This is a genomic window from Mumia xiangluensis (assembly GCF_010994095.1).
Taxonomy (GTDB): domain Bacteria; phylum Actinomycetota; class Actinomycetes; order Propionibacteriales; family Nocardioidaceae; genus Mumia; species Mumia xiangluensis.
In genome coordinates this window covers 272727-292403 of the sequence record NZ_WJYO01000004.1, presented here as the reverse complement: position 1 = coordinate 292403, position 19677 = coordinate 272727, and the positions used below count along the sequence as shown (strand labels likewise).

Below are 19677 nucleotides of genomic sequence, written 5' to 3'. Positions count from 1 at the left end.
ACACGCCTGGAACCACGGGGGCCTCACCACGGGACCTTGACCAACCGTCCAACATGCTGGACCCTGGACCAGTTGTCTCCCTTCGGTAACGGGGGCGCTTCCGCTAGGGTCGACAACCGCTAGTCCACTACTGGAGGTCACTGCATGACGTCGCGCCCCGCGCCCAAGCGCCGCGCCGAGAAGCCCAAGAAGGGCAGCTCGCGGGTGACGGAAGCCGCCGACGCCACCAGCACCACCGGCCGCAGGGTCGCAGGCCGACCGGCCTCCCCCGCCGACGAGACAGCAACCTTCTCCTCACATACCGAGGTCAGCCCCCCGCTGACCGCCGACCCGCAGGCGGACACGAGAGCCAGCTCCGCCGCCACCTCGCACCACGCCCGACCTGAGCACCCCGGACGCACGACGTCCACCAGCCGCGAGAGCACCGCTCCCAGGAGCGCAGCCCGCCAGAGCACCCCCGCCGAGCCTTACCGTGGCCGTCGCGCCGCAGAGCTCCCCCCGATCCCCGCCGATGCCACGGCCACGATCGACGCAGTCTCCGACCACACCACCGTGACCGAGCGCCGCTCGGGCGAGCTGCGGGCCCCGCGCCGCGCGACGCCGCCCGGCTCGCGCAGCGCCCGCACCAAGACGCGCCGGTTCCCCGGACTGCCGACCCCCGCCGTCGTCGGAGCCGCAGCGCTCGTCCTCGCCGGGGTCGGCGCCGTCGCGATGTCGTCGGCGAAGCCGCCGGTGATGGAGACGGCCGACTTCGTGCCCGTCGCCGCGGATGCCGCTGCCGGCACCGCCGAGTCGCGCTACGACCCCAGCAACGTCGACGTGACCCGCGACTTCGACCGCGCCCTCCTCGACAAGCAGGCCGAGCAGCAGGCGGCGCAGATGTCGTCGTCGCTCGCGCAGCTCGCCAACAAGACCGAGGCGCGCTCGAAGGAGATCAAGAAGCGCCAGTGGGTCATCCCGCTCACCGGCTACCGTCTGACGGCACGCTTCGGGCAGTCGAGCTCGTTGTGGTCGACGGTGCACACCGGCCTCGACTTCGCGGCCCCCTCCGGCACGCGCTTGGTCGCGATCGCCCGCGGCACCATCACGAGCACCGGCTACGACGGCGCGTACGGCAACAAGACCGTGCTCACCCTCGAGGACGGGACGCAGCTGTGGTACTGCCACCAGTCGTCGGTCACCGTCAGCGTCGGTGACGCCGTGGAGCCGGGTGACCTCGTCGGCTACGTCGGATCGACCGGCAACGTGACTGGTCCCCACCTCCACCTCGAGGTCCGGCCGACCCCCGACACCCCGATCGACCCGCTCGTCGCGCTGCGCGAGCACTTCGTCAACCCCTGACCGACGGCCTTCCGGGGCCGTCGTCCCCTGGGTTTGCCCCCCGGTGACCCGGTCAGATCTTCTCGACGGGTGCGTAACGGAGCAGCAGACGCTTGACGCCCTCGGAGCCGAAGTCGACAGACGCCACCGCGCGGTCACCGACGCCTTCGAGCGCCACCACCGTGCCCAGCCCGAACGCGTCGTGCGTGACACGGTCGCCCGGGGAGAGGCTCGGCACGTCGCGCCCGGCCTTGCTCGCACGGTCGGCGGATGCCGCCCGCAGCGGCGCGGCGGAGGTGCGGCGGGGGAGGTAACCGCCGGACCACGTGGCGGTGTCGGCCTGGGTGCGCTTCCAGTCGACGAGCTCCTCGGGGATCTCGTCGAGAAAGCGTGACGCCGGGTTGTGCGACGGTGCACCCCAGGCGGAACGCACCAGCGCACGGGTGACGTAGAGCCGCTGCTCGGCCCGGGTCAGCCCGACGTAGGCGATGCGGCGCTCCTCCTCGAGCTCCTTGGGGTCGCCCAGCGAGCGCATGTGCGGGAACACCGACTCCTCGAGGCCCGTGAGGAACACGACCGGGAACTCGAGCCCCTTGGCCGTGTGCAGCGTCATCAGGGTCACCATGCCGTCGCCGGAGTCCGGGATGGAGTCAGCGTCGGCGACGAGCGACACGCGCTCGAGGAACGCAGCCACCGACCCCGGCTCGAGCACCACGTCGTCATCGATGTCGGCATCGACGTCGGTCGGCTCGGCGAGCGTCGCGGCGTCGGAGACGAACTCGCGGGCGACGGCGACCAGCTCGGCGAGGTTCTCGACGCGTGCCTCGTCCTGCGGGTCGGTGCTGTTCTCGAGCTCGTCGAGATAACCGGACCGCGCCAGCGTCGCCTCGATGACGACGTCCACCGGCTCGCCTGTCGCCGCCATCTCCTGGAGCCCGGTGATCGTCTCGACGAAACCGGCGATCTGCTTCAGCGAGCGTGTCGCGATGCCGGGGGCCTCCTCGGCGCGCTGCAAGGCCTCCCAGAACGTGATACGGAGCCGGTCTGCGTACGCGCCGACGACAGCCTCGGCGCGCTCGCCGATGCCACGCTTGGGGGTGTTGAGGATCCGCCGGAGGGAGACCGCGTCTGCGGGGTTGACGAGCACGCGGAGGTACGCGATGGCGTCCTTGATCTCCTTGCGCTCGTAGAACCGGACGCCGCCCACGACGCGGTACGGGAGGCCGACCCGGATGAACACCTCTTCGAAGACACGCGACTGCGCGTTGGTGCGGTAGAAGACGGCGACGTCGGACGGTTTCGCGAGACCCTCGTCACCGAGGCGGTCCACCTCGTCGGCGACGTACTGGGCTTCCGAGTGCTCGTCGTCGGCCACGTAGCCGACGATCGGCTCGCCGGTGCCCTGCGCCGACCAGAGGTTCTTCTTCTTGCGGCCGGCGTTGCGGGAGATCACGGCGTTGGCGGCATCGAGGATCGACTGGGTCGATCGGTAGTTCTGCTCGAGGAGGATCGTGGTCGCCGTCGGGAAGTCGGCCTCGAACTCCAGGATGTTGCGGATGTTGGCCCCGCGGAACGCGTAGATCGACTGGTCCGAGTCGCCGACCACGAGCAGGTCCGAGTCAGGCTCGGTGCACAGCTCGCGGATGAGGACGTACTGGGCGTGGTTGGTGTCCTGGTACTCGTCGACGAGCACGTGGCGGAACCGCCGGCGATACACGTCGGCCACGTCGGGGAACGCCTGGAAGAGGTGGACGGTGCCCATGATCAGGTCGTCGAAGTCCATCGCGTTCGAGGCGCGCAAGCGCTCCTGGTACGTCGAGTAGGCGTTCGCGTACGCACGCTCGGTGTCGTTGTGCGCCTGCGTCGCCGCGGCCTCGTGGTCGACGAGCTCGTTCTTCTGGTTGGACACCCAGTTGAGCACCCCGCGCGGCGGGAACCGCTTGGGGTCAAGCTCCAGGTCGCGGCAGACCTGTGTCATCAGCCGCTTGGAGTCGGCGGCGTCGTAGATCGTGAACGTCGACGTGTAGCCGAAGCGCTGAGCCTCCTTGCGGAGGATGCGGACGCACGCCGAGTGGAAGGTCGAGACCCACATCAGTCGGGCACGGGGGCCGACGAGGTCGGCGACGCGGTCCCTCATCTCGGCCGCGGCCTTGTTGGTGAAGGTGATCGCCAGGATCGAGCCCGGGTGGACACGGTGCTGGGAGATCATCCACGCGATGCGGCGGGTCAGCACCCGCGTCTTGCCTGAGCCTGCGCCGGCGACGACCAGCAGCGGCCCACCCGTGTGCGTGACGGCAGCACGCTGCGGCTCGTTGAGCCCTTCGAGGAGGCGCTCCGCCTGGGCCTCTCGGCGTGCCTGGATCTCCTCGTCGCTCGGGCGGTCGTGTCCGCCTCCACCGCTGTCTGGGAGCGCGGGCGACGTGCGGGCGTCGGCTGGGCGCACGCCACCGGGCATCCGGTCTGCGGGCACGGGAAACGGGAGGCTCATCGTGGTCCAGCCTACGGGTGCCCAAGGACATCCCCGACCACGACGTACCGATGCAATGCGGCACACCGTCATGAACGACGACATACCCTGAAATAGGGGGCACGAGCTCCCTCGACGACCTAGGAGGCGCCCACTTTGCGCATCGTCATCGACCACGACGCGAGCGAGCCGCCGTACGAGCAGCTGCGCCGGCAGATCGCGTCGCAGGCGGCCGACGGAACGCTCGGCCCAGGTTCTCGCATCCCGACGGTGCGAGCACTGGCCGAGGACCTGAACATCGCCGTCAACACCGTCGCGAAGGCCTATCGCGCCCTCGAGGCCGAGGGTGTCCTCGAGGCGCTCGGCCGCCGTGGCACGTTCATCCGCTCGCGGGCGCTGCCCGACGACATCGCCGCCGCCGCGGCGGGCGCCGCGGACACGTACGTCGCGGAGCAGCGCCGGCTCGGGATCGCTCGCACGGAGGCGATCAGGATGGTCGAGGACCGCTGGCCTTAACCGGCTGTCAGCGGCGCCGGTCCCGGCTGTCAGCCCGCCGTCCCGGCTGTCAGCGCGCTGACAGCGCTGCGACAGCGCGCCCCCGCACCGTAGAGGCATGAACGATGCGATCTACGCCGAAGGGCTCACCAAGCGCTTCGGAGACACCCAGGCTCTGGCAGGCGTCGACCTCGCCGTGCCCGAGGGCACCGTGCTCGGCGTCCTCGGGCCGAACGGAGCCGGCAAGACCACCGCCGTCCGCGTGCTCGCGACCCTGCTGCGCGCCGACTCCGGCCACGCGACCGTCGCCGGGTACGACGTGGCGCGCCAGCCGAGCGAGGTCCGGCGCGCGATCGGCCTCACGGGCCAGTACGCGTCGGTGGACGAGGCGCTGACCGGACGAGAGAACCTCGTCCTCGTCGGTCGCCTCCTCGACCTCCCCCGCCGCGACGCCGCCGCTCGCGCCGTCGAGCTCCTCGACCAGTTCGGCCTGACCGATGCCGCCGACCGCCGCGCCGGCACCTACTCCGGCGGCATGCGTCGCCGCCTCGACCTCGCGGCGAGCCTCGTCGGACGCCCGCAGGTGATCTTCCTCGACGAGCCGACGACCGGCCTCGACCCGAGCAAGCGCGACGACATGTGGAACGTGGTGCGTGGCCTGACCCAGGCAGGGACGAGTGTCCTGCTCACCACCCAGTACCTCGAGGAGGCCGACGCCCTCGCCGACCGGATCTCGGTCATCGACCACGGTCGTGTGATCGCCGAGGGCACCCCGCACGAGCTCAAGGCCCTCGTCGGCGGGCGGACGCTCCAGGTCCGTCCCGTCGACCCGCGCGACCTCGGCGACGTCGCCGCGCTGCTGACCGGCATCGCCGGGCGGCCGACCGACGAGCCCGCGAAGGGCACGGTCGCGGTGCCGGTGGAGGACGACCGCGTGCTCACCACCGTCGTACGCGACCTCGACGCCCGCGGCATCGCGGTCGCCGAGCTCTCGCTCGCCCTCCCCGACCTGGACGAGGTGTTCTTCGCTCTCACCGGGACGCCGACGTCCAGGGACACCGCCGCCTCCCCCACCGACACGAAGAAGGAGCTGGTCCGATGAGCGCCGCCACACTCGTCCCCGACCGTACGACCACGCCAGCGCCGTTCCCGCTCGTCCGCCACAGCGCGGCGCTGGCCGGGCGCGCCCTGAAGAAGATGCGCCGTACGCCGGAGCAGTTCTTCGACGTCACCCTCCAGCCGATCATCTTCATCGTCGTCTTCGTCTACCTCTTCGGAGGCGCGATCGCCGGGTCGACCCACGACTACCTCCAGTTCGTGCTGCCCGGCCTGATGGCGCAGACGGTGCTGTTCAGCACGATCGCGATCGGCGTGAACCTCAACACCGACATCAAGGAGGGTGTCTTCGACCGGTTCCGGTCGCTGCCCATCCCACGATCGGCCCCGCTCGTCGGCGCGGTCGCGGCCGAGGGCGTCCGGTACGCGACGTCGATCGCGGTGACGCTCGGCTTCGGGTACGTGATCGGCTACCGCGCTACCACCAACGTGTGGTCGGTGCTCGCGGGCTGCGCACTCGTGCTGCTCGTGGCGTGGGCGCTGTGCTGGATCGCGGTCTTCCTCGGCATGGTGCTGCGCGAGTCCGGCTCGGTGCAGGGCATCGGCTTCATCGCGCTCTTCCCGCTGACCTTCGGGTCGAGCATGTTCGTCGACCCGGAGACGATGCCGGGCTGGCTGCAGGCCTGGGTCAACATCAACCCGGTCACGCACCTCACCGACGCCGTCCGAGGGCTCTTCACGGGCGGCGCGGAGAGCGGGGACATCCTGATCACTCTCGGGATGGCCGGGGCGATCACCGCGGTCTTCGCCCCGCTCGCGGTACGCGCGTACCGCCGCAAGGCCTGACGCGCCCCAGGCGGCGCCACCCGTTGGTGCGCCCGTGGTCACCGGAACCACCACAGTGACCACGGGCGCACCGACGGAGGTGGCTGCGGCTCACGACTCCGGCAGGGCGAGCGCCAAGGCGTCCTCGCGTGACAGCGCGGCCCCCTCGGCGACGAGCGCGTCGAACCGTGCTCGCCCGAGCGACTCGCCCAGCGTGTCCGTGAGCGTCACCGTGTCGCAGTTGCCGAGGTCGTCGGCACCGCGGATCTGCCGGGCAGCGCCCAGGCGCCGGGCGGCGAGCTCCGCGTCTCCGTCGTGCGCAGCGAGCACCGCGAACGTCGTGGCCACCAGAGCCGCGATCGGCATGTCGCGGGCTCGCCTGGCCTCGGCGGCGGCGCGCGCCAGGTACGCGCGGGCGGCCGCGGCGTCGTACGGGAGGGTCGCGACGGCGGACGCGCTCAGCGCGATCGCGCGGAACTGAGGGGCGCGGAAGGCGGATCCGTCGCTCTCGAGCTCGGTGACCAGCCGGGTCGCCAGACGCCAGGCCGTCTCCCTGTCGCCCACCCAGCGTTCGAGGTCGATCTCGGCCACCTGCGCGTACGCCTCGGTGTCGCGGTGCCCGAGACTCCGCGCCTCCTCGGCGACGACCGCGAGGTCACGGCGCAGCGTCGCGACGTCGCCGCCGGTCCGCGCCTGGTCACCCACGGCGAGCCACACGAGGCGCGCTCGCAGCTGCCCGGCGTCGCGGTCGGCACCGAGCTCGTCCAGGAGCTCGACGGCCGACTGCAGGTGGTCTCGGGCGACGTCGAGCTTCCCCGCGCGCTCGTACGCCGAGGCGAGCGTCGACTCGCCCATCGCCTGTCCCCACCGGTCGCCGACCTCGCGGAACCCCTCGAGCGCGTGAGCGAGGTCGTCCTCGTCCCCTCTCGTCGCCGCGCCGGCGTTGTCCTGCCAGGCGAGCCGGACGAACCGTGCGGCCGACCGCACCCACGGATCGCGGTGCTCCAACGCCGCCGACATGTCGATCTCGCTGACGTCGACCCGCCCTGTGTCGTCCCCGAAGGTCGAGAACAGGTCGGTCGCCACCAGGATCAGCGTGACGGTGGGCGCCTCCCGATCGAGGTCGGGATCCTCGCGGAGCGCGGCGATCCGCTCGATCAGCGCACCCCGTCCGGCTCGGGAGCGGGGGTCGTCGATCTGGGCGACGAAGCGCATGGCGACGCACACCAGCTCGGGCGTCGGCGGCAGCGGGACGTCCATCGCGAGGACGCGGGCGGAGAGGTCGGCGATCTCGTCGTGCTGGCCGCGCAGCGAGAAGTACCACGCCAGGTCGGAAGCGATCCACGCCGCCGAGTCCCCGTCGCGACTGTCGATCGCGTACGACACCGCCGCCAGGAGGTTGCCACGCTCGTCGTCGAGGACGGCGAGCGCCTCGATCTGCTCGCGCCGCCGGAGCCGGGGCTCGAGGTCGTGGGCGAGACGGCGGAAGTACGCGAGGTGCGCACGGCGCACGGCGTCGGCCTCTCCCCGCTCCACGAGCCGGTCGGTGCCGTACTCGCGCAGCGTCTCCAGCATCCGGAACCGCGGCTCCCCGAGGTTGTCGGCGATCGGCGCGAGCAGGGACTTGTCGGCCAGCGCGGTGAGGAGGTCGAGCGCACCCGCCTCGTCGATCCCGACGATCGCGGCGGCCGCTGGGACGGAGATGCCCGCAGGGAACACCGCGACGCGCTCCGCGAGCACACGCTCGGCCTCGTCGAGGAGGTCCCAGCTCCACTCGACGACGGCACGCAGCGTGCGGTGCCGCGGCAACGCCGTACGGCTGCCGCCGGTGAGCAGCCGGAACCGGTCACCGAGCCGCGCGGCGACCTGGGACGCGGTCAGCGTCCGGAGGCGCGCGGCGGCCAGCTCCAGGGCGAGCGGCTGGCCGTCGAGGCGGCGACAGATCTCGAGCACGGCAGGAAGGGTCGCGTCGTCGAGCACGAAGGCGGGGGCCGCGGCCCGCGCCCGCTGCACGAACAGGTCCACCGCGCTGTGCTGGAGGGCCTCCCGAGGGGTCGTCCCGTCCATCGGCACGTCGAGCGGGGCGACCGGCAGCACGACCTCGCCGAGGAGGTCCAGCGGCTCGCGGCTGGTCGCGACGACGCGGAGCTCCGGCAACGCCTGCAGGAGGTCCTCCGTCACCGCGGCCACGTCCGCGACCAGGTGCTCGCAATTGTCGGCGACGAGGAGCACCTGTCGGCCGGTGAGCGCCTCCACCAGCCGAGTCCGGTCGTCCACCCTCCGCTCGGCGGCCCGGTCGAGCACCACGACCTCGCGGAGGTCGAGCGCTCCGACGACGGCGTCGAGGATGTCCGCCGGGTCGGTGACGGCGGCGAGCTCGATCATCCAGACACCGTCCGGGTACGACGCCGCGACCCGCGCCGCGGTCTCGGCCGCGAGCCTGGTCTTGCCCGCGCCGCCCGGCCCGACCAGCGTGACGAGCCGGTGCGACGTCACCAGCGCGCTCAGCTCCGCGACGGCCTGCTCGCGACCGACGAAGCTCGTGAGCGCCGTCCGCAGGTTGGTGCGGGAGGGCGGCGCCTCTCGCGGCGCGCTCGCGGCGACCTCGCCGCTGAGGATCTCCTGCTGGACGGCCTGGGTCATCGGCGACGGGTCGAGGCCGAGGTCGTCGGCGAGACGGACGCGCATCCGCTCGTACGCCGCGAGGGCGTCCGCTGTGCGGCCGGTCGCGGCGAGCACCCGCATGAGCGCCGCCCACAGGCGTTCGCGGTAGGGGTGGGCATCGACGAGCCCGGTCAGCTCGGCGACGACGCCGGCGGGGTCGTACCGTCCGCTGGAGACCTCGTCCTCGAGGCTGTCCTCGAGGACGGCGATCCTGCGCTCCTCGAGCGCGGCGGTCGCCGGGACCACGAACGGGGCGTCGTCGAGCCCGTCGAGCGCGGCGCCGCTCCACACCCCGAGCGCCTCGCGTCTGCGCCCCTCGCCCGCGAGCCTCGTGAACCGGTGGGCGTCGACATCGTCCGCGGCCACGACGAGGCGGTAGCCGCCACCGCTCGAGGTGAGCACCCCGTCCGGGAGCCGGCTGCGGGTACGGGAGACGACGGACTGCAGGGCGTTGTGGGCGTTGCGCGGCGGGTCCGCTCCCCACAGGTCGTCGACGAGCGTGTCGACGGCGACCGCGTGCGGGGCGGCGAGGGCGAGCCGGGCGACGAGGGCTCGGCTGCGGGGGCCGCCGAGATCGACCGTCTCCCCACCGACGACGACCTCGACCGGGCCGAGGAGGTGAACCTGCACGACTCCCATCCTGACACCTGGCGGTGCGACGGCCCGGACTACTCCTTCTTCTCGCGCCAGGGCCGCTCGAAGGGCAGCCGCCACGCATGCGGGGCGATCAGCTGGTGGATCGCGTTCGGTCCCCACGACCCCACCGGATAGACCCGCACCGGTGGCGGGTGGTCGAGCAGCTGCTGCGAGATGCTCCAGAGCTGCTCGATGCCCTCCGCCGTCGTGAACAGCGTGTGGTCGCCCCGCATCGCGTCGTAGATCAGGCGTTCGTACGCCTCGAGCGCCGCGTAGTCGTTCGTCTCGTTGAACGCGAACTGCATCGAGAACTTGTCCATGCGCATGCCGTGCCCCGGGCGCTTGCCGTAGAACGACAGCGACAGGCGCGCGTGGTCGGCGAGGTCGAACGTCAGGTGGTCCGGGCCCTGCGCTCCGACGCCCGAACCCTCGGGGAACATGCTCTTGGGCGGCTCGCGGAACGCGATCGAGATGATGCGCGCCCCCTCGGCCAGCTGTTTGCCGGTCCGCAGGTAGAACGGGACGCCCGCCCACCGCCAGTTGTCGACGAAGCAGCGCAGCGCCACGAACGTCTCGGTGTCGGAGTCGTCCGCGACGTCGGGCTCCTCGCGATAGCCGGTGTACTGGCCGCGGACCACGTCGCTCGGCTCGATCGGCAGCATCGAGCGGAAGACCTTCGTCTTCTCCTCGGTGATCGCGTACGGCGCCAGCGCCGTCGGCGGCTCCATCGCGACGAACCCCAGCACCTGGAACAGGTGGGTGACGACCATGTCGCGGTAGGCGCCGGTCTGCTCGTAGAACCCGATGCGGCCGCCGAGGCCGAGGGTCTCCGGCACGTCGATCTGGACGTGCTCGATGTGGTTGCGGTTCCAGATCGGCTCGAAGAGACCGTTAGCGAACCGCAGCGCGAGGATGTTCTGGGCCGCCTCCTTGCCGAGGAAGTGGTCGATCCGGAAGATCTGGTCCTCGCGGAAGACCTCGTGCAGCGCGGCGTTGAGCCGGCGCGCGGAGGCGAGGTCCGTGCCGAAGGGCTTCTCCATCACGATGCGCGACCGCGCGGCCAGACCGGCCTCCTCGATCTCGTGCACGACCGCGAGAGCAGCCTTCGGCGGCACGCTCAGGTAGTGCAGGATCTGGGGCTCGCCGCCCACCTCGGACTCCGCACGGTGGACGCTCGACGCCAGGCCTTCAGGGCCGCCGTCGCCGGGTGCCCATCGCAGCAGGTCCGCGAACCCCGCCCAGTCCTCGTCGCTGGGCGCCGGGGTGCTGAACTCGGCGATCGCGTCGCGGGCGAGCGTACGGAACTTGTCCAGGTCCATCTCGTCCAGGGACGTGCCGACGATGCGGGCGCTCGGGAGGAGCCCCGCCTGCCAGAGGTGCAGGAGACCGGGCAGAAGCTTGCGCCGAGCGAGGTCTCCTGTCGCACCGAAGAGCACGAACACGTACGGCTTCGACTCCATGGTTTTCAGCGTAGTGCCGGATCGTGGTTCACGGTTCGCGAGACGACTGTCGCGCCTCCCACTCGCCCCGTGTGATCGCGTACTCGACGTCTCCGTGCTCGTCGCCGTCGATCCGCACCGGCCAGTCGGCGTGGAAGATCCGGACGCGCCGCATCCCGACGTTCTCCATCACCCGCCACGACCCGACGTTAACGACCATCGTGGAGGCGTGCACGCGGACGACGTCACAGGACGTGAAGCCGTGGTCGACGAGCGCCTGCGACACCTCGGTCGCGTATCCGTGGCCCCAGGCGGCGGTGTGCAGCCGGTAGCCCAGCTCGGGGTCCCGCGGGTCGTCGTGCTCCTCAGGCCGGTAGTGGAACCACCCCAGGAACCGGCCGCTGCCGCGCTCCTCGGCAGCCCAGAACCCGTACGCAGCGTGGCGGGCGTACCAGCCCAGGAACGCCGGGATCACCTCGTCGACGATCTCCTCCCGCGGCACCGCCGCGCCGCCGTTGATGTAGCGCATCACGGCTGGGTCGTTGTCGAGGGCGTACAGGAGGTCGGCGTCGTCGGCGGTGAACTGCCGCAGGCGGACGCGTTCGGTCGTCAGGAGGACCCTCACGGTTCCGAGTCTGGCAGCGCCACGTGACCTGCGTCACAGCGCCGCCAACTTGCGACATAACCTACGGTTGCGTAGGTTAGGCGGTGCACGGACGTTCACTGAATCCCTCGGAGGCCCCATGGGTATCGTCCGCAAGGCACTCGCCTCGCGACCGATCGCCGCTCTGACCTCGCCGCACACCATCGACCACTACCTCGACCAGATCCACCCCATGCTCGCCGTCAAGCACGTGCGGGCCAGGGTCGTCGAGGTCGTCCACGAGACGGGTGTCGCGAGCACGGTCGTTCTCCGACCCAACGGCGCCTGGCGCGGCTTCAAGCCCGGCCAGCACGTCGAGTTCGGCGTGGAGGTCGACGGCAAGCGTCGCGTCCGCGTGTTCTCGGTGTCGAGCTCCGCGCGCCGCAAGGACGGGACCTTCAGCGTCTCGGTGAAGGCACACCCCGACGGCTACGTCTCCCAGTACCTCCACCACGAGCTCTCTCCCCGGACGCTGATCCACCTCTCGCAGGCCGACGGCGACTTCGTGCTTCCCGACGTCGTCCCGGACGACCTGCTCCTGCTCTCCGGCGGCAGCGGCATCACGCCGGTCATGTCGATGCTGCGCACGCTGAGCGAGTCCGGCCACACCGGCCGCGTCACCTTCCTGCACTACGCCCGCAGCCGCGAGGACGAGATGTTCTCCGAGGAGCTCGACGCACTCGCGGCGTCGTACGAGTTCGTCCGCATCGTCCGCGTCTACACCCGCGAGCCCGAGGCAGACGCCGAGCTGGCCGGCCGCTTCGACCTCGTCCACCTCAAGCACCTCGAGGTCGACCCGACCAGCACCCTCTCGTACGTCTGCGGTCCCGCCGGACTCATCGCCTCCGTGCGCGACACGTACGACGAGCTCGGCGCAGCAGAGCAGCTGCACACCGAGTACTTCAAGGTCCCGACCGTCGACCTCGACGCCGAGGACGCCACCGGGACCCTCACGTTCGACGACAGCGGCATCGACGCCGCCAACTCCGGCGCGACGATCCTCGAGCAGGCGGAGGCCGCCGGGCTCACGCCCGAGTTCGGCTGCCGCATGGGCGTCTGCAACACGTGCGCCCTCAAGAAGAACCACGGCGCCGTGCGCCACGTCATCACCGGCGAGGTCTCCGCCAGCACCGACGAGACCGTCAAGATCTGCGTCCATGTCCCCGTCGGCGACGTCAACGTCGCCCTCTGAGAGGAACGCCATGTCCCACCTCCGCAAGCGGAACGCCCCGATCGAGCCGCTGAGCGCCAGCAACCACAACGCAGCGCCGGCGCCGCTCGTCGGCGAGGACACCACCAAGCGCGCGACCATCGGCCTCGACCTGATGACGTACGAGCAGCTCGAGGACTTCGGCAACGAGCTCGACGCCGTACGCCAGCGCGTCCTCGACGACCTCGGCCAGACCGACGCCGACTACATCCGCCGCGTCATCAAGGTCCAGCGCGTCTTCGACGTGCTGGGACGCGTCGGCATCTTCTTCCCGTTCTTCCTGCCCGTCTTCATCGCCGGCATCGTCTGCCTCGCGGTGGCCAAGATCCTCGAGAACATGGAGATCGGCCACAACGTGATGCACGGCCAGTACGACTGGATGAACGACCCCGTCGTCGACGGCAAGAAGTACGAGTGGGACAACGTGGCGCCGGCTCAGGACTGGAAGCACGGCCACAACTACATCCACCACACCTACACGAACATCCACGGCATGGACCGCGACATCGGCTACAACATGTTCCGGATCGACGAGGCCCAGCCGTGGTACCCGAGCCACCGGGTCAACCTGCCGCTGGCGTTCCTGCTCATGCTGTTCTTCGAGTGGGGCGTGATGTACCACGGCATCGAGCTCGACGAGTACCTCGGCGGCCGCATGAGCAAGTCCGAGTTCAAGGCCCGCAAGAAGCGCGCCTGGCAGAAGGTGCGCCGTCAGGTCGTCAAGGACTACGTCGCGTTCCCGGTGCTCGCGATCCCGCTGATCCCCTTCACCGCGTGGTGGGTGCCGCTGGCCGTGCTCGGCGGCAACGTGGCCGCCAACATCATCCGCAACATCTGGACGTTCATCATCATCTTCTGCGGCCACTTCCCCGCCGAGGTCGAGACGTTCACCGAGGACGAGGCGCAGAACGAGACCCGTGGCCAGTGGTACCTCCGCCAGCTGCTCGGCTCCGCGAACATCACCGGCTCCCGCCCGTTCCACGTGATGACCGGCAACCTCTCGTACCAGGTCGAGCACCACCTGTTCCCCGACATCCCGGCCCGCCGCTACCCCGAGGTCGCGGAGGACGTGCACCTGCTCGTCGAGAAGTACGGCCTGACGTACAACACCGGCCGCCTCTCGAAGCAGATCGGCAGCGTCGTCCGTCAGCTCGCGGTGCTCGGCAGGAAGCCGTCCGACCCGTACAAGGTCGGCAACTCGCCGGAGTCGAAGGCACTGCGCCGCGAGAAGCGCGAGGCCGAGAAGGCCGCCCGCGAGGCGATGGCGAACGCCTGACGCACGCTGAGGCACCCGTTGGTGCGTGAGTGGTCACGGCTGCGATCGCCGTGACCACTCACGCACCGACGCACTCAGGCCTCCGGCCGCAGGTCCAGCCGACGCAGCAGCTGGGCGTTGAGCGCGACCACGACGGTCGATGCGGACATCAGGATCGCCCCCACCGACATCGGCAGCACGAACCCGACCGGCGCCAGCACACCCGCGGCCAACGGGACCGAGATCAGGTTGTAGCCGGCCGCCCACCACAGGTTCTGCTTCATCTTGCGGTACGACGCCCGCGACAGCTCGATGACCGACACGACCGACCGCGGGTCCGAGCTCGCGAGGATCACCCCTGCCGATGCGATCGCGACGTCGGTGCCGGCACCGATCGCGATGCCGACGTCGGCCTGCGCCAGCGCGGGCGCGTCGTTGACACCGTCGCCGACCATCGCGACCTTGCGTCCCTCGTGCTGCAGCTCGGCGACCTTCGCGGACTTGTCCTCCGGCCGGACCCCCGCGTAGACACGGTCGATGCCGAGCTCGTCGGCCACGGCGTGAGCCACGGCCTCCGCGTCCCCGGTGATCATCACGACGCGCACGCCGCGCCGGTGCAGCGCGTCGATCGCCTGACGCGACTCCTCGCGGACCTCGTCTGCGAGCTCGAGCGCACCGACGACCGTGCCGTCGACCAGCACGTGCAGGATGATCGCGCCCCTCGCCCGCCACGACTCGGCGATCGCGAGCTCGGAGGCGTGCTCCTGCTCGAGCAGCGCGGGCCCGCCCACCTGCACCCGTCGAGCGTCGACCGTGGCGGTCACCCCGACAGCAGGGGACGAGGTGAAGTCGTGCGCGGCGACGACTGCCAGGCCGCGCTGCCGCGCCGCCGTCACGATCGCCTTCGCGAGCGGGTGCTCGCTGTCGGTCTCGGCCGCCGCCGCCAGGGCGAGGACGTCGTCCTCGACGTGACCGGTGGCCGGCGCGACAGCGACGACGGTCGGCTCACCCTTGGTCAGCGTCCCGGTCTTGTCGAACAGGACGGTGTCGACGGTGCGCATGCTCTCGAGCGCGAGGCGGTCCTTCACCAGCACTCCGCCGCGTGCAGCGCGCTCCGTCGCGATCGAGACGACCAGCGGGATGGCGAGCCCCAGCGCGTGGGGGCACGCGATCACCAGCACCGTGATGGTCCGGACGACTGCCTCGTCGGGCTGCCCGATCACGGTCCACACCACAGCGGTGATCGCGGCGGCGCCGAGCGCGAACCAGAACAGCCAGCCGGCCGCGGTGTCTGCGAGGCGCTGGGCGCGCGACGACGACGCTTGGGCCTGTGCCACCAGCCGCTGGATGCCGGCAAGGGCGGTGTCGTCACCCACCGCAGTGATCGCGACCCGCAGGCCGGAGTCCGTCGCCACCGTCCCGGCGACGACAGGATCACCGCTCGTACGGCGGACCGTCCGGGACTCGCCCGTCACCATCGACTCGTCCATGTCGGCGGCACCGTCGACCACGTGCCCGTCGGCGGGGATGCTGCCGCCCGGGCGTACGACGACGACGTCGCCCACGCGCAGCTCCGTGGGAGCGACCGTGACGATCTGGTCTCCCTCCACGCGCTCGGCCTCGTCCGGCAGGAGCGCCGCGAGCGAGTCGAGCGCCGACGTGGTCTGCGCGAGCGAGCGCATCTCGATCCAGTGACCGAGCAGCATGATCACGATCAGCAGCGCCAGCTCCCACCAGAAGTCGAGCTGGTGGTGGAGGACGCCGAGGCTCGCGCCCCACGACGACACGAAGGCCACCGTGATCGCGAGAGCGATGAGGAGCATCATCCCGGGCTGTCGCGACCTGATCTCGCTGACGGCGCCGGTCAGGAACGGCCGCCCGCCCCAGGCGTACATCACGGTGCCGAGCACGGGCGAGACCCACTCGACCCATCCGGCGTCGGGCAGGTCGTAGCCGAGGAGTGCCGCGAACATCCCCGAGAACCCGACCACAGGCACCGCGAGTGCGAGCATCACCCAGAACAGCCGGCGGAACTGGCCGACGTGGTCGCCGTGTCCCGCGTGGCCGCCGCCGTGACCGCCGTCACCGTGTCCCGCGTGGGACTCGTGCCCCTGATGGGACTCGGCGGACTCGCCGTGCCCGTGCCCGTGCGCGGCGTGATTCTCGTGCGTGGCGTGAGTGTGCTCGTGCGTGCTCATACCGCCGACCATATACCCCTAGGGGGTATCCGACAATCCCTCTTGCGCTCGTCCGAGGACCAGCGACGCGACCTGCTCCAGCTCGGGCGTCAACGCACTCTCGGCGATCGTGATCTCCGCGCCCTCGTAGGAGAAGGTGTAGGTGAAGCGATCGCCGCCGGGAACCTCGTCAGGGGCCTGGAGCCCGACGAAGTCCGTCCGCGCGAGCAGCGCGGCGACCTCCGCGCCGAGCGGCCCCTCGTCGAGATCGACCGCCGCCTCGCGACTGATCCCGGCGAACCCACCCGAGCGAGACACCACGACACGGCCCGACACGCTCGGAGCCACACCGCCGCCGGGCGCACCCCTCACCGGCGTCACACCGACCTCGGTCCACGCGTCACGCACCGCCTCGGCCTCCTCCGCGCCGTACAACGTCGTCGCTGCAGCCACGGTCGCCGCCGCGAACCCCGCGAAGTCGGTGGCCGGCCCGACGGCGCCGCCGGTCAGCGCGGCGTACCAGATCTGGCCCGTGCGCTCCCAGCTGTAGCCGCCGATCCTCAGCGCGGCCAGCACGAACGCCCGGTTGGGGATGCCGGAGTTGATGTGCACCCCGCCGTTGTCGGCGGTCGTCACGACGAAGTCGTCCATCGTGCCCACCTGCGGGTCCTTGCCGAGCACCGGATCGTCGTAGGCGGTGCCCGGCTCACGCATCGAGCGGAGCGCGACCGCGTTGATCCGCGGTGCGAAGAGCCCCTCACCGATCAGCCACTCGGCCTCCTCGGCGGTCTGGTCGAGCATCCGCTGGAGCGCCATCGCGGCGAAGCAGTCCGACATCGACTCGTTGAGCGCACCGGACTCCCCCGAGTAGCGGAGGTTGGCGGTGAACTGCGTGACCCCGTGGGTGAACTCGTGGAAGTTGACGTCCGGCGGCTTGGTGAAGCGCTCGAACACGTCACCGTCACCGTCACCGAAGACGAGCTGCTCGCCGTCCCAGAACGCGTTGTCGTACTCCTGGCCGTAGTGCACGGTGACCGTGACCGGGCTCCCCGCCCCGTCGATTCCGCTGCGCCCGAAGACCGTGTGGAACAGCTCGTGCACCACCCCCGTGCTGTCGTACGCCTCGTCGACGGCGACGTCGCCCGTCGGCGGGTCGGCGTCGCCCCGGGCCTTCTCGCCGGGCAGGCTCGTGCCGCCGCCGGCGCTGTAGATCGTCTTGGTGCCGTCGGCGTCGGTCGGCTGAGGCAGGGCCGAGGGCGCCGTGGCCCGGCGCTCCCGCAGCTGGGCGTCGAGGGCACGGGTGTGACCGCGGCGATCGGTCAGGTAAGGGTCGTCGCCGGCATCGGCGACGCGCTCCAGCAGGTACGGGGGCACGAACTGACAGCTCATGCGTCCTGTCTACCGCGCAGCGGTGACAGCCGCCGCTCAGATCAGGCGGCGGTCGCTGGCCCAGCGTGTGAGCTCGTGGCGGCTCGACAGCTGGAGCTTGCGCAGCACCGAGGAGACGTGGGTCTCGACGGTCTTCACCGAGATGAAGAGCGCCTTCGCGACCTCCTTGTAGGCATAGCCGCGGGCGATCAGGCGCATCACCTCGCGTTCACGCTCTGTCAGCCGGTCGAGGTCGGAGTCGACCTGCGCGACCTCGATCGTCCCCGCGAACGCGTCGAGCACGAACCCCGCCAGCCGTGGCGAGAACACGGCGTCGCCTCCGGCGACCCGCCGGATCGCGTCGACCAGCTCGTCGCCGGTGATGTTCTTCGTGACGTAGCCGCGGGCGCCGGCACGGATCACGCCGATCACGTCCTCGGCGGCGTCGCTCACCGACAGCGCGAGGAACTTGGTGTCCGGATAGCGGGTCGCGACCCTGCGCAGCACCTCGGCGCCACCGCCGCCGGGAAGGTGCACGTCGAGGAGCACGACATCGGGCCGGTACGCCTCCACGGCCCGGATCGCCTCGTCGACGTCGCCGGCCTCGGCCACGATGCGTACGGTGCTGCCCAGCTCGGCGCGGACGCCCGTCCGGAACATCGCGTGGTCGTCGACCAGCACGACCGCGAGGTCTCGTGGGCTGGCAGCGTTCGTCGGCGTGCTCACGCGTCTCCTCCTTCGGCGCCCTGGGGCGCGGTGTCGCGTCCGCCGTCGGACGACGGCTCGCGCACGAGCGGGAGGACGAGGCGCACCTCGGTGCCCTCCCCCGGTGCCGAGCGTACGTCGACGGTCCCGCGGTGGCGCTTCATCCTCTCCACGAGGGAGCGCCGGATGCCGAGCCGGTCCTCGGGCACCTGCTCGGGGTCGAACCCCACGCCCCGGTCGCGCACGAACACCTCGGCCGCAGCTCCGGCGACCTCGACGTAGACGTCGATACGGTCCGCGCCGGAGTGCTTCGCGGCGTTCGTCATCGCCTCGCGCGCTGCGGCGCGGAGCGCGTCGACGTCGGGATCCGGGTCGGTGTCGCCGACGCCGACCACCTCGATGGGCACCCGGTACGTCGTCTCGATCTCGGCCGCGTCGGCTGCAAGCCCGGATCGCAGCGTGGCGTCGTCCGGGGTCCGGTCGCCGTACAGCCAGTCCCGCAGCTCGCGCTCCTGACGCCGTGCCAGGGTCGCGACGGTAGCCGGGTCGTGCGCGTTCTTCTGCAGCAGCGCCAGGGTCTGGAGCACGGAGTCGTGGAGGTGGGCGGCGACGTCGGCCCGCTCCTGGGAACGCACCCGCTCCCGCCGCTCGGCGGCCAGGTCGCTCACCAGTCGGACCACCCACGGGCCGAGGAGGAGGAGCGCGCCCGCAACGGCGACGACCAGCGCCGCGAGCAGCTGGGCCGCTGACTGCAGGCCGCCGCCGAGCTGGGCGACGAACACGGCGTACGCGATGAGCACGAGCAGGGTCCCGGCCGCGATCCGGAGTGCGGCCTGCCAGCCCGACGTCACGCGGACCCAGCGCTCCAGCGACCGGTCGTCGGCCTGGCGCCAGATCAACGCGAACCCGGCGATCGCGAGGACCGCCGGGAAGACGAGCGTGGAGACGGTGTCGCTCCCGACGACGATCCAGACGACGCCCACGCCGAGGACGACGAGCGCAGCGGTCTGCAGCGTGCTCCGGTTCGACTGCGGGCCGGCGTCCTCGTCCGAGCCGCGGCGCAGTCCGCGCCGGGTCGCACTCGCGAGGCCCGGGGACTCCGCCGCGCTGCCCAGCGGCACGAACACCCAGAACGCCACGTAGGCGAGGACCCCGGCGAGCTGGAACAACGTGCTCACCACGAACGCGAGACGAACCCACAGGACGGGGACGCCGAGGTGGTCGGCGAGCCCCTGGGCCACGCCGCCGAGCACGCGCGGGCTCGGCGAGCGGTAGAGGCGCCTCGGCGGCATCGCAGTCGTCGTCACGTTTCCGATCGTCACACGCTCGACCCCTGCCGGACCACCCGGATCGACCCTGAGCGACCCCGGGGCCCCGTGCCACGGGACCGGCACGAATCAGGGGTCTCACCCATACT

Annotated in this window: 14 protein-coding genes; 6 read left to right on the top strand and 8 right to left on the bottom strand. The window is 71.2% G+C overall.

The window, feature by feature from the left end:
• Nucleotides 1-144 precede the first annotated feature (144 nt).
• On the top strand, nucleotides 145-1341 hold the full coding sequence (locus tag GH747_RS22080; protein WP_205602947.1) for a M23 family metallopeptidase: 1197 nt from the start codon (nucleotides 145-147) through the stop codon (nucleotides 1339-1341).
• Nucleotides 1342-1393: 52 nt separating this feature from the next.
• Here GH747_RS22080 and pcrA read toward each other — a convergent pair whose 3' ends face one another.
• A complete protein-coding gene (gene pcrA, locus GH747_RS14480) occupies nucleotides 1394-3808 on the bottom strand; it encodes a DNA helicase PcrA (protein ID WP_149770303.1) in 2415 nt (804 codons plus the stop codon).
• Nucleotides 3809-3943: 135 nt separating this feature from the next.
• Between pcrA and GH747_RS14475 the strand changes: the two genes are divergently transcribed.
• The 3 genes from GH747_RS14475 (at nucleotide 3944) to GH747_RS14465 (ending at nucleotide 6184) form a co-directional block, all read left to right on the top strand.
• Nucleotides 3944-4303, top strand: coding sequence for a GntR family transcriptional regulator (locus GH747_RS14475; protein ID WP_149770302.1), 360 nt, complete (start codon nucleotides 3944-3946; stop codon nucleotides 4301-4303).
• Nucleotides 4304-4400: 97 nt separating this feature from the next.
• The gene (locus tag GH747_RS14470; protein WP_149770301.1) at nucleotides 4401-5384 is read left to right on the top strand and encodes an ATP-binding cassette domain-containing protein; all 984 of its coding nucleotides are present in this window, start codon (nucleotides 4401-4403) and stop codon (nucleotides 5382-5384) included.
• On the top strand, nucleotides 5381-6184 hold the full coding sequence (locus GH747_RS14465; RefSeq protein ID WP_149770300.1) for an ABC transporter permease: 804 nt from the start codon (nucleotides 5381-5383) through the stop codon (nucleotides 6182-6184). Before GH747_RS14470 ends, GH747_RS14465 begins: the two co-directional genes overlap by 4 nt.
• A 90-nt stretch (nucleotides 6185-6274) precedes the next feature.
• On the opposite strand, the gene GH747_RS14460 is transcribed toward GH747_RS14465, so the two are convergent.
• From GH747_RS14460 to GH747_RS14450, 3 genes are read right to left on the bottom strand one after another with little or no spacing between them, the layout of a single operon-like run.
• Nucleotides 6275-9457 (bottom strand): ATP-binding protein, encoded by a 3183-nt coding sequence (locus GH747_RS14460; protein WP_163695640.1) that lies wholly within the window; start codon nucleotides 9455-9457, stop codon nucleotides 6275-6277.
• 38 nt (nucleotides 9458-9495) lie between these two features.
• Nucleotides 9496-10923: a glucose-6-phosphate dehydrogenase gene (gene zwf, locus GH747_RS14455; RefSeq protein WP_149770298.1), complete on the bottom strand. Its 1428-nt coding sequence runs from the start codon at nucleotides 10921-10923 to the stop codon at nucleotides 9496-9498.
• A gap of 28 nt (nucleotides 10924-10951) precedes the next feature.
• Entirely contained in the window at nucleotides 10952-11527 is a 576-nt protein-coding gene (locus GH747_RS14450) for a GNAT family N-acetyltransferase (protein ID WP_149770297.1), read from the bottom strand.
• A gap of 118 nt (nucleotides 11528-11645) precedes the next feature.
• Here GH747_RS14450 and GH747_RS14445 point away from each other — a divergent pair, with 118 nt between their 5' ends.
• Entirely contained in the window at nucleotides 11646-12737 is a 1092-nt protein-coding gene (locus GH747_RS14445; protein ID WP_205602946.1) for a ferredoxin reductase, read from the top strand.
• A 10-nt stretch (nucleotides 12738-12747) separates the two neighbouring features.
• The gene (locus tag GH747_RS14440) at nucleotides 12748-14031 is read left to right on the top strand and encodes a fatty acid desaturase family protein (protein WP_149770296.1); all 1284 of its coding nucleotides are present in this window, start codon (nucleotides 12748-12750) and stop codon (nucleotides 14029-14031) included.
• Nucleotides 14032-14105: 74 nt separating this feature from the next.
• Here GH747_RS14440 and GH747_RS14435 read toward each other — a convergent pair whose 3' ends face one another.
• Genes GH747_RS14435 through GH747_RS14420 form a run of 4 tightly spaced genes read right to left on the bottom strand, consistent with a single transcriptional unit; the run spans nucleotide 14106 to nucleotide 19567 of the window.
• Nucleotides 14106-16208 carry a heavy metal translocating P-type ATPase gene (locus GH747_RS14435; protein ID WP_149770295.1) on the bottom strand — a complete coding sequence of 701 codons (2103 nt, stop codon included), beginning with the start codon at nucleotides 16206-16208 and terminating at the stop codon, nucleotides 14106-14108.
• Between the two features lie 18 nt (nucleotides 16209-16226).
• A complete protein-coding gene (locus tag GH747_RS14430) occupies nucleotides 16227-17576 on the bottom strand; it encodes a protealysin inhibitor emfourin (RefSeq protein WP_149770294.1) in 1350 nt (449 codons plus the stop codon).
• Nucleotides 17577-17612: 36 nt separating this feature from the next.
• On the bottom strand, nucleotides 17613-18281 hold the full coding sequence (locus GH747_RS14425; RefSeq protein WP_149770293.1) for a response regulator: 669 nt from the start codon (nucleotides 18279-18281) through the stop codon (nucleotides 17613-17615).
• Entirely contained in the window at nucleotides 18278-19567 is a 1290-nt protein-coding gene (locus GH747_RS14420) for an ATP-binding protein (protein ID WP_228552935.1), read from the bottom strand. Before GH747_RS14420 ends, GH747_RS14425 begins: the two co-directional genes overlap by 4 nt.
• Nucleotides 19568-19677: the final 110 nt, after the last annotated feature.

Bases quoted from the DNA above. Each gene is read 5' to 3' on its own strand.
- GH747_RS22080 (WP_205602947.1), top strand. From the start codon at position 145: ATGACGTCGCGCCCCGCGCCCAAGCGCCGCGCCGAGAAGCCCAAGAAG.
- pcrA (WP_149770303.1), bottom strand. From the start codon at position 3,808: ATGAGCCTCCCGTTTCCCGTGCCCGCAGACCGGATGCCCGGTGGCGTG.
- GH747_RS14470 (WP_149770301.1), top strand. From the start codon at position 4,401: ATGAACGATGCGATCTACGCCGAAGGGCTCACCAAGCGCTTCGGAGAC.
- GH747_RS14465 (WP_149770300.1), top strand. From the start codon at position 5,381: ATGAGCGCCGCCACACTCGTCCCCGACCGTACGACCACGCCAGCGCCG.
- zwf (WP_149770298.1), bottom strand. From the start codon at position 10,923: ATGGAGTCGAAGCCGTACGTGTTCGTGCTCTTCGGTGCGACAGGAGAC.
- GH747_RS14445 (WP_205602946.1), top strand. From the start codon at position 11,646: ATGGGTATCGTCCGCAAGGCACTCGCCTCGCGACCGATCGCCGCTCTG.
- GH747_RS14440 (WP_149770296.1), top strand. From the start codon at position 12,748: ATGTCCCACCTCCGCAAGCGGAACGCCCCGATCGAGCCGCTGAGCGCC.
- GH747_RS14435 (WP_149770295.1), bottom strand. From the start codon at position 16,208: ATGAGCACGCACGAGCACACTCACGCCACGCACGAGAATCACGCCGCG.
- GH747_RS14430 (WP_149770294.1), bottom strand. From the start codon at position 17,576: ATGAGCTGTCAGTTCGTGCCCCCGTACCTGCTGGAGCGCGTCGCCGAT.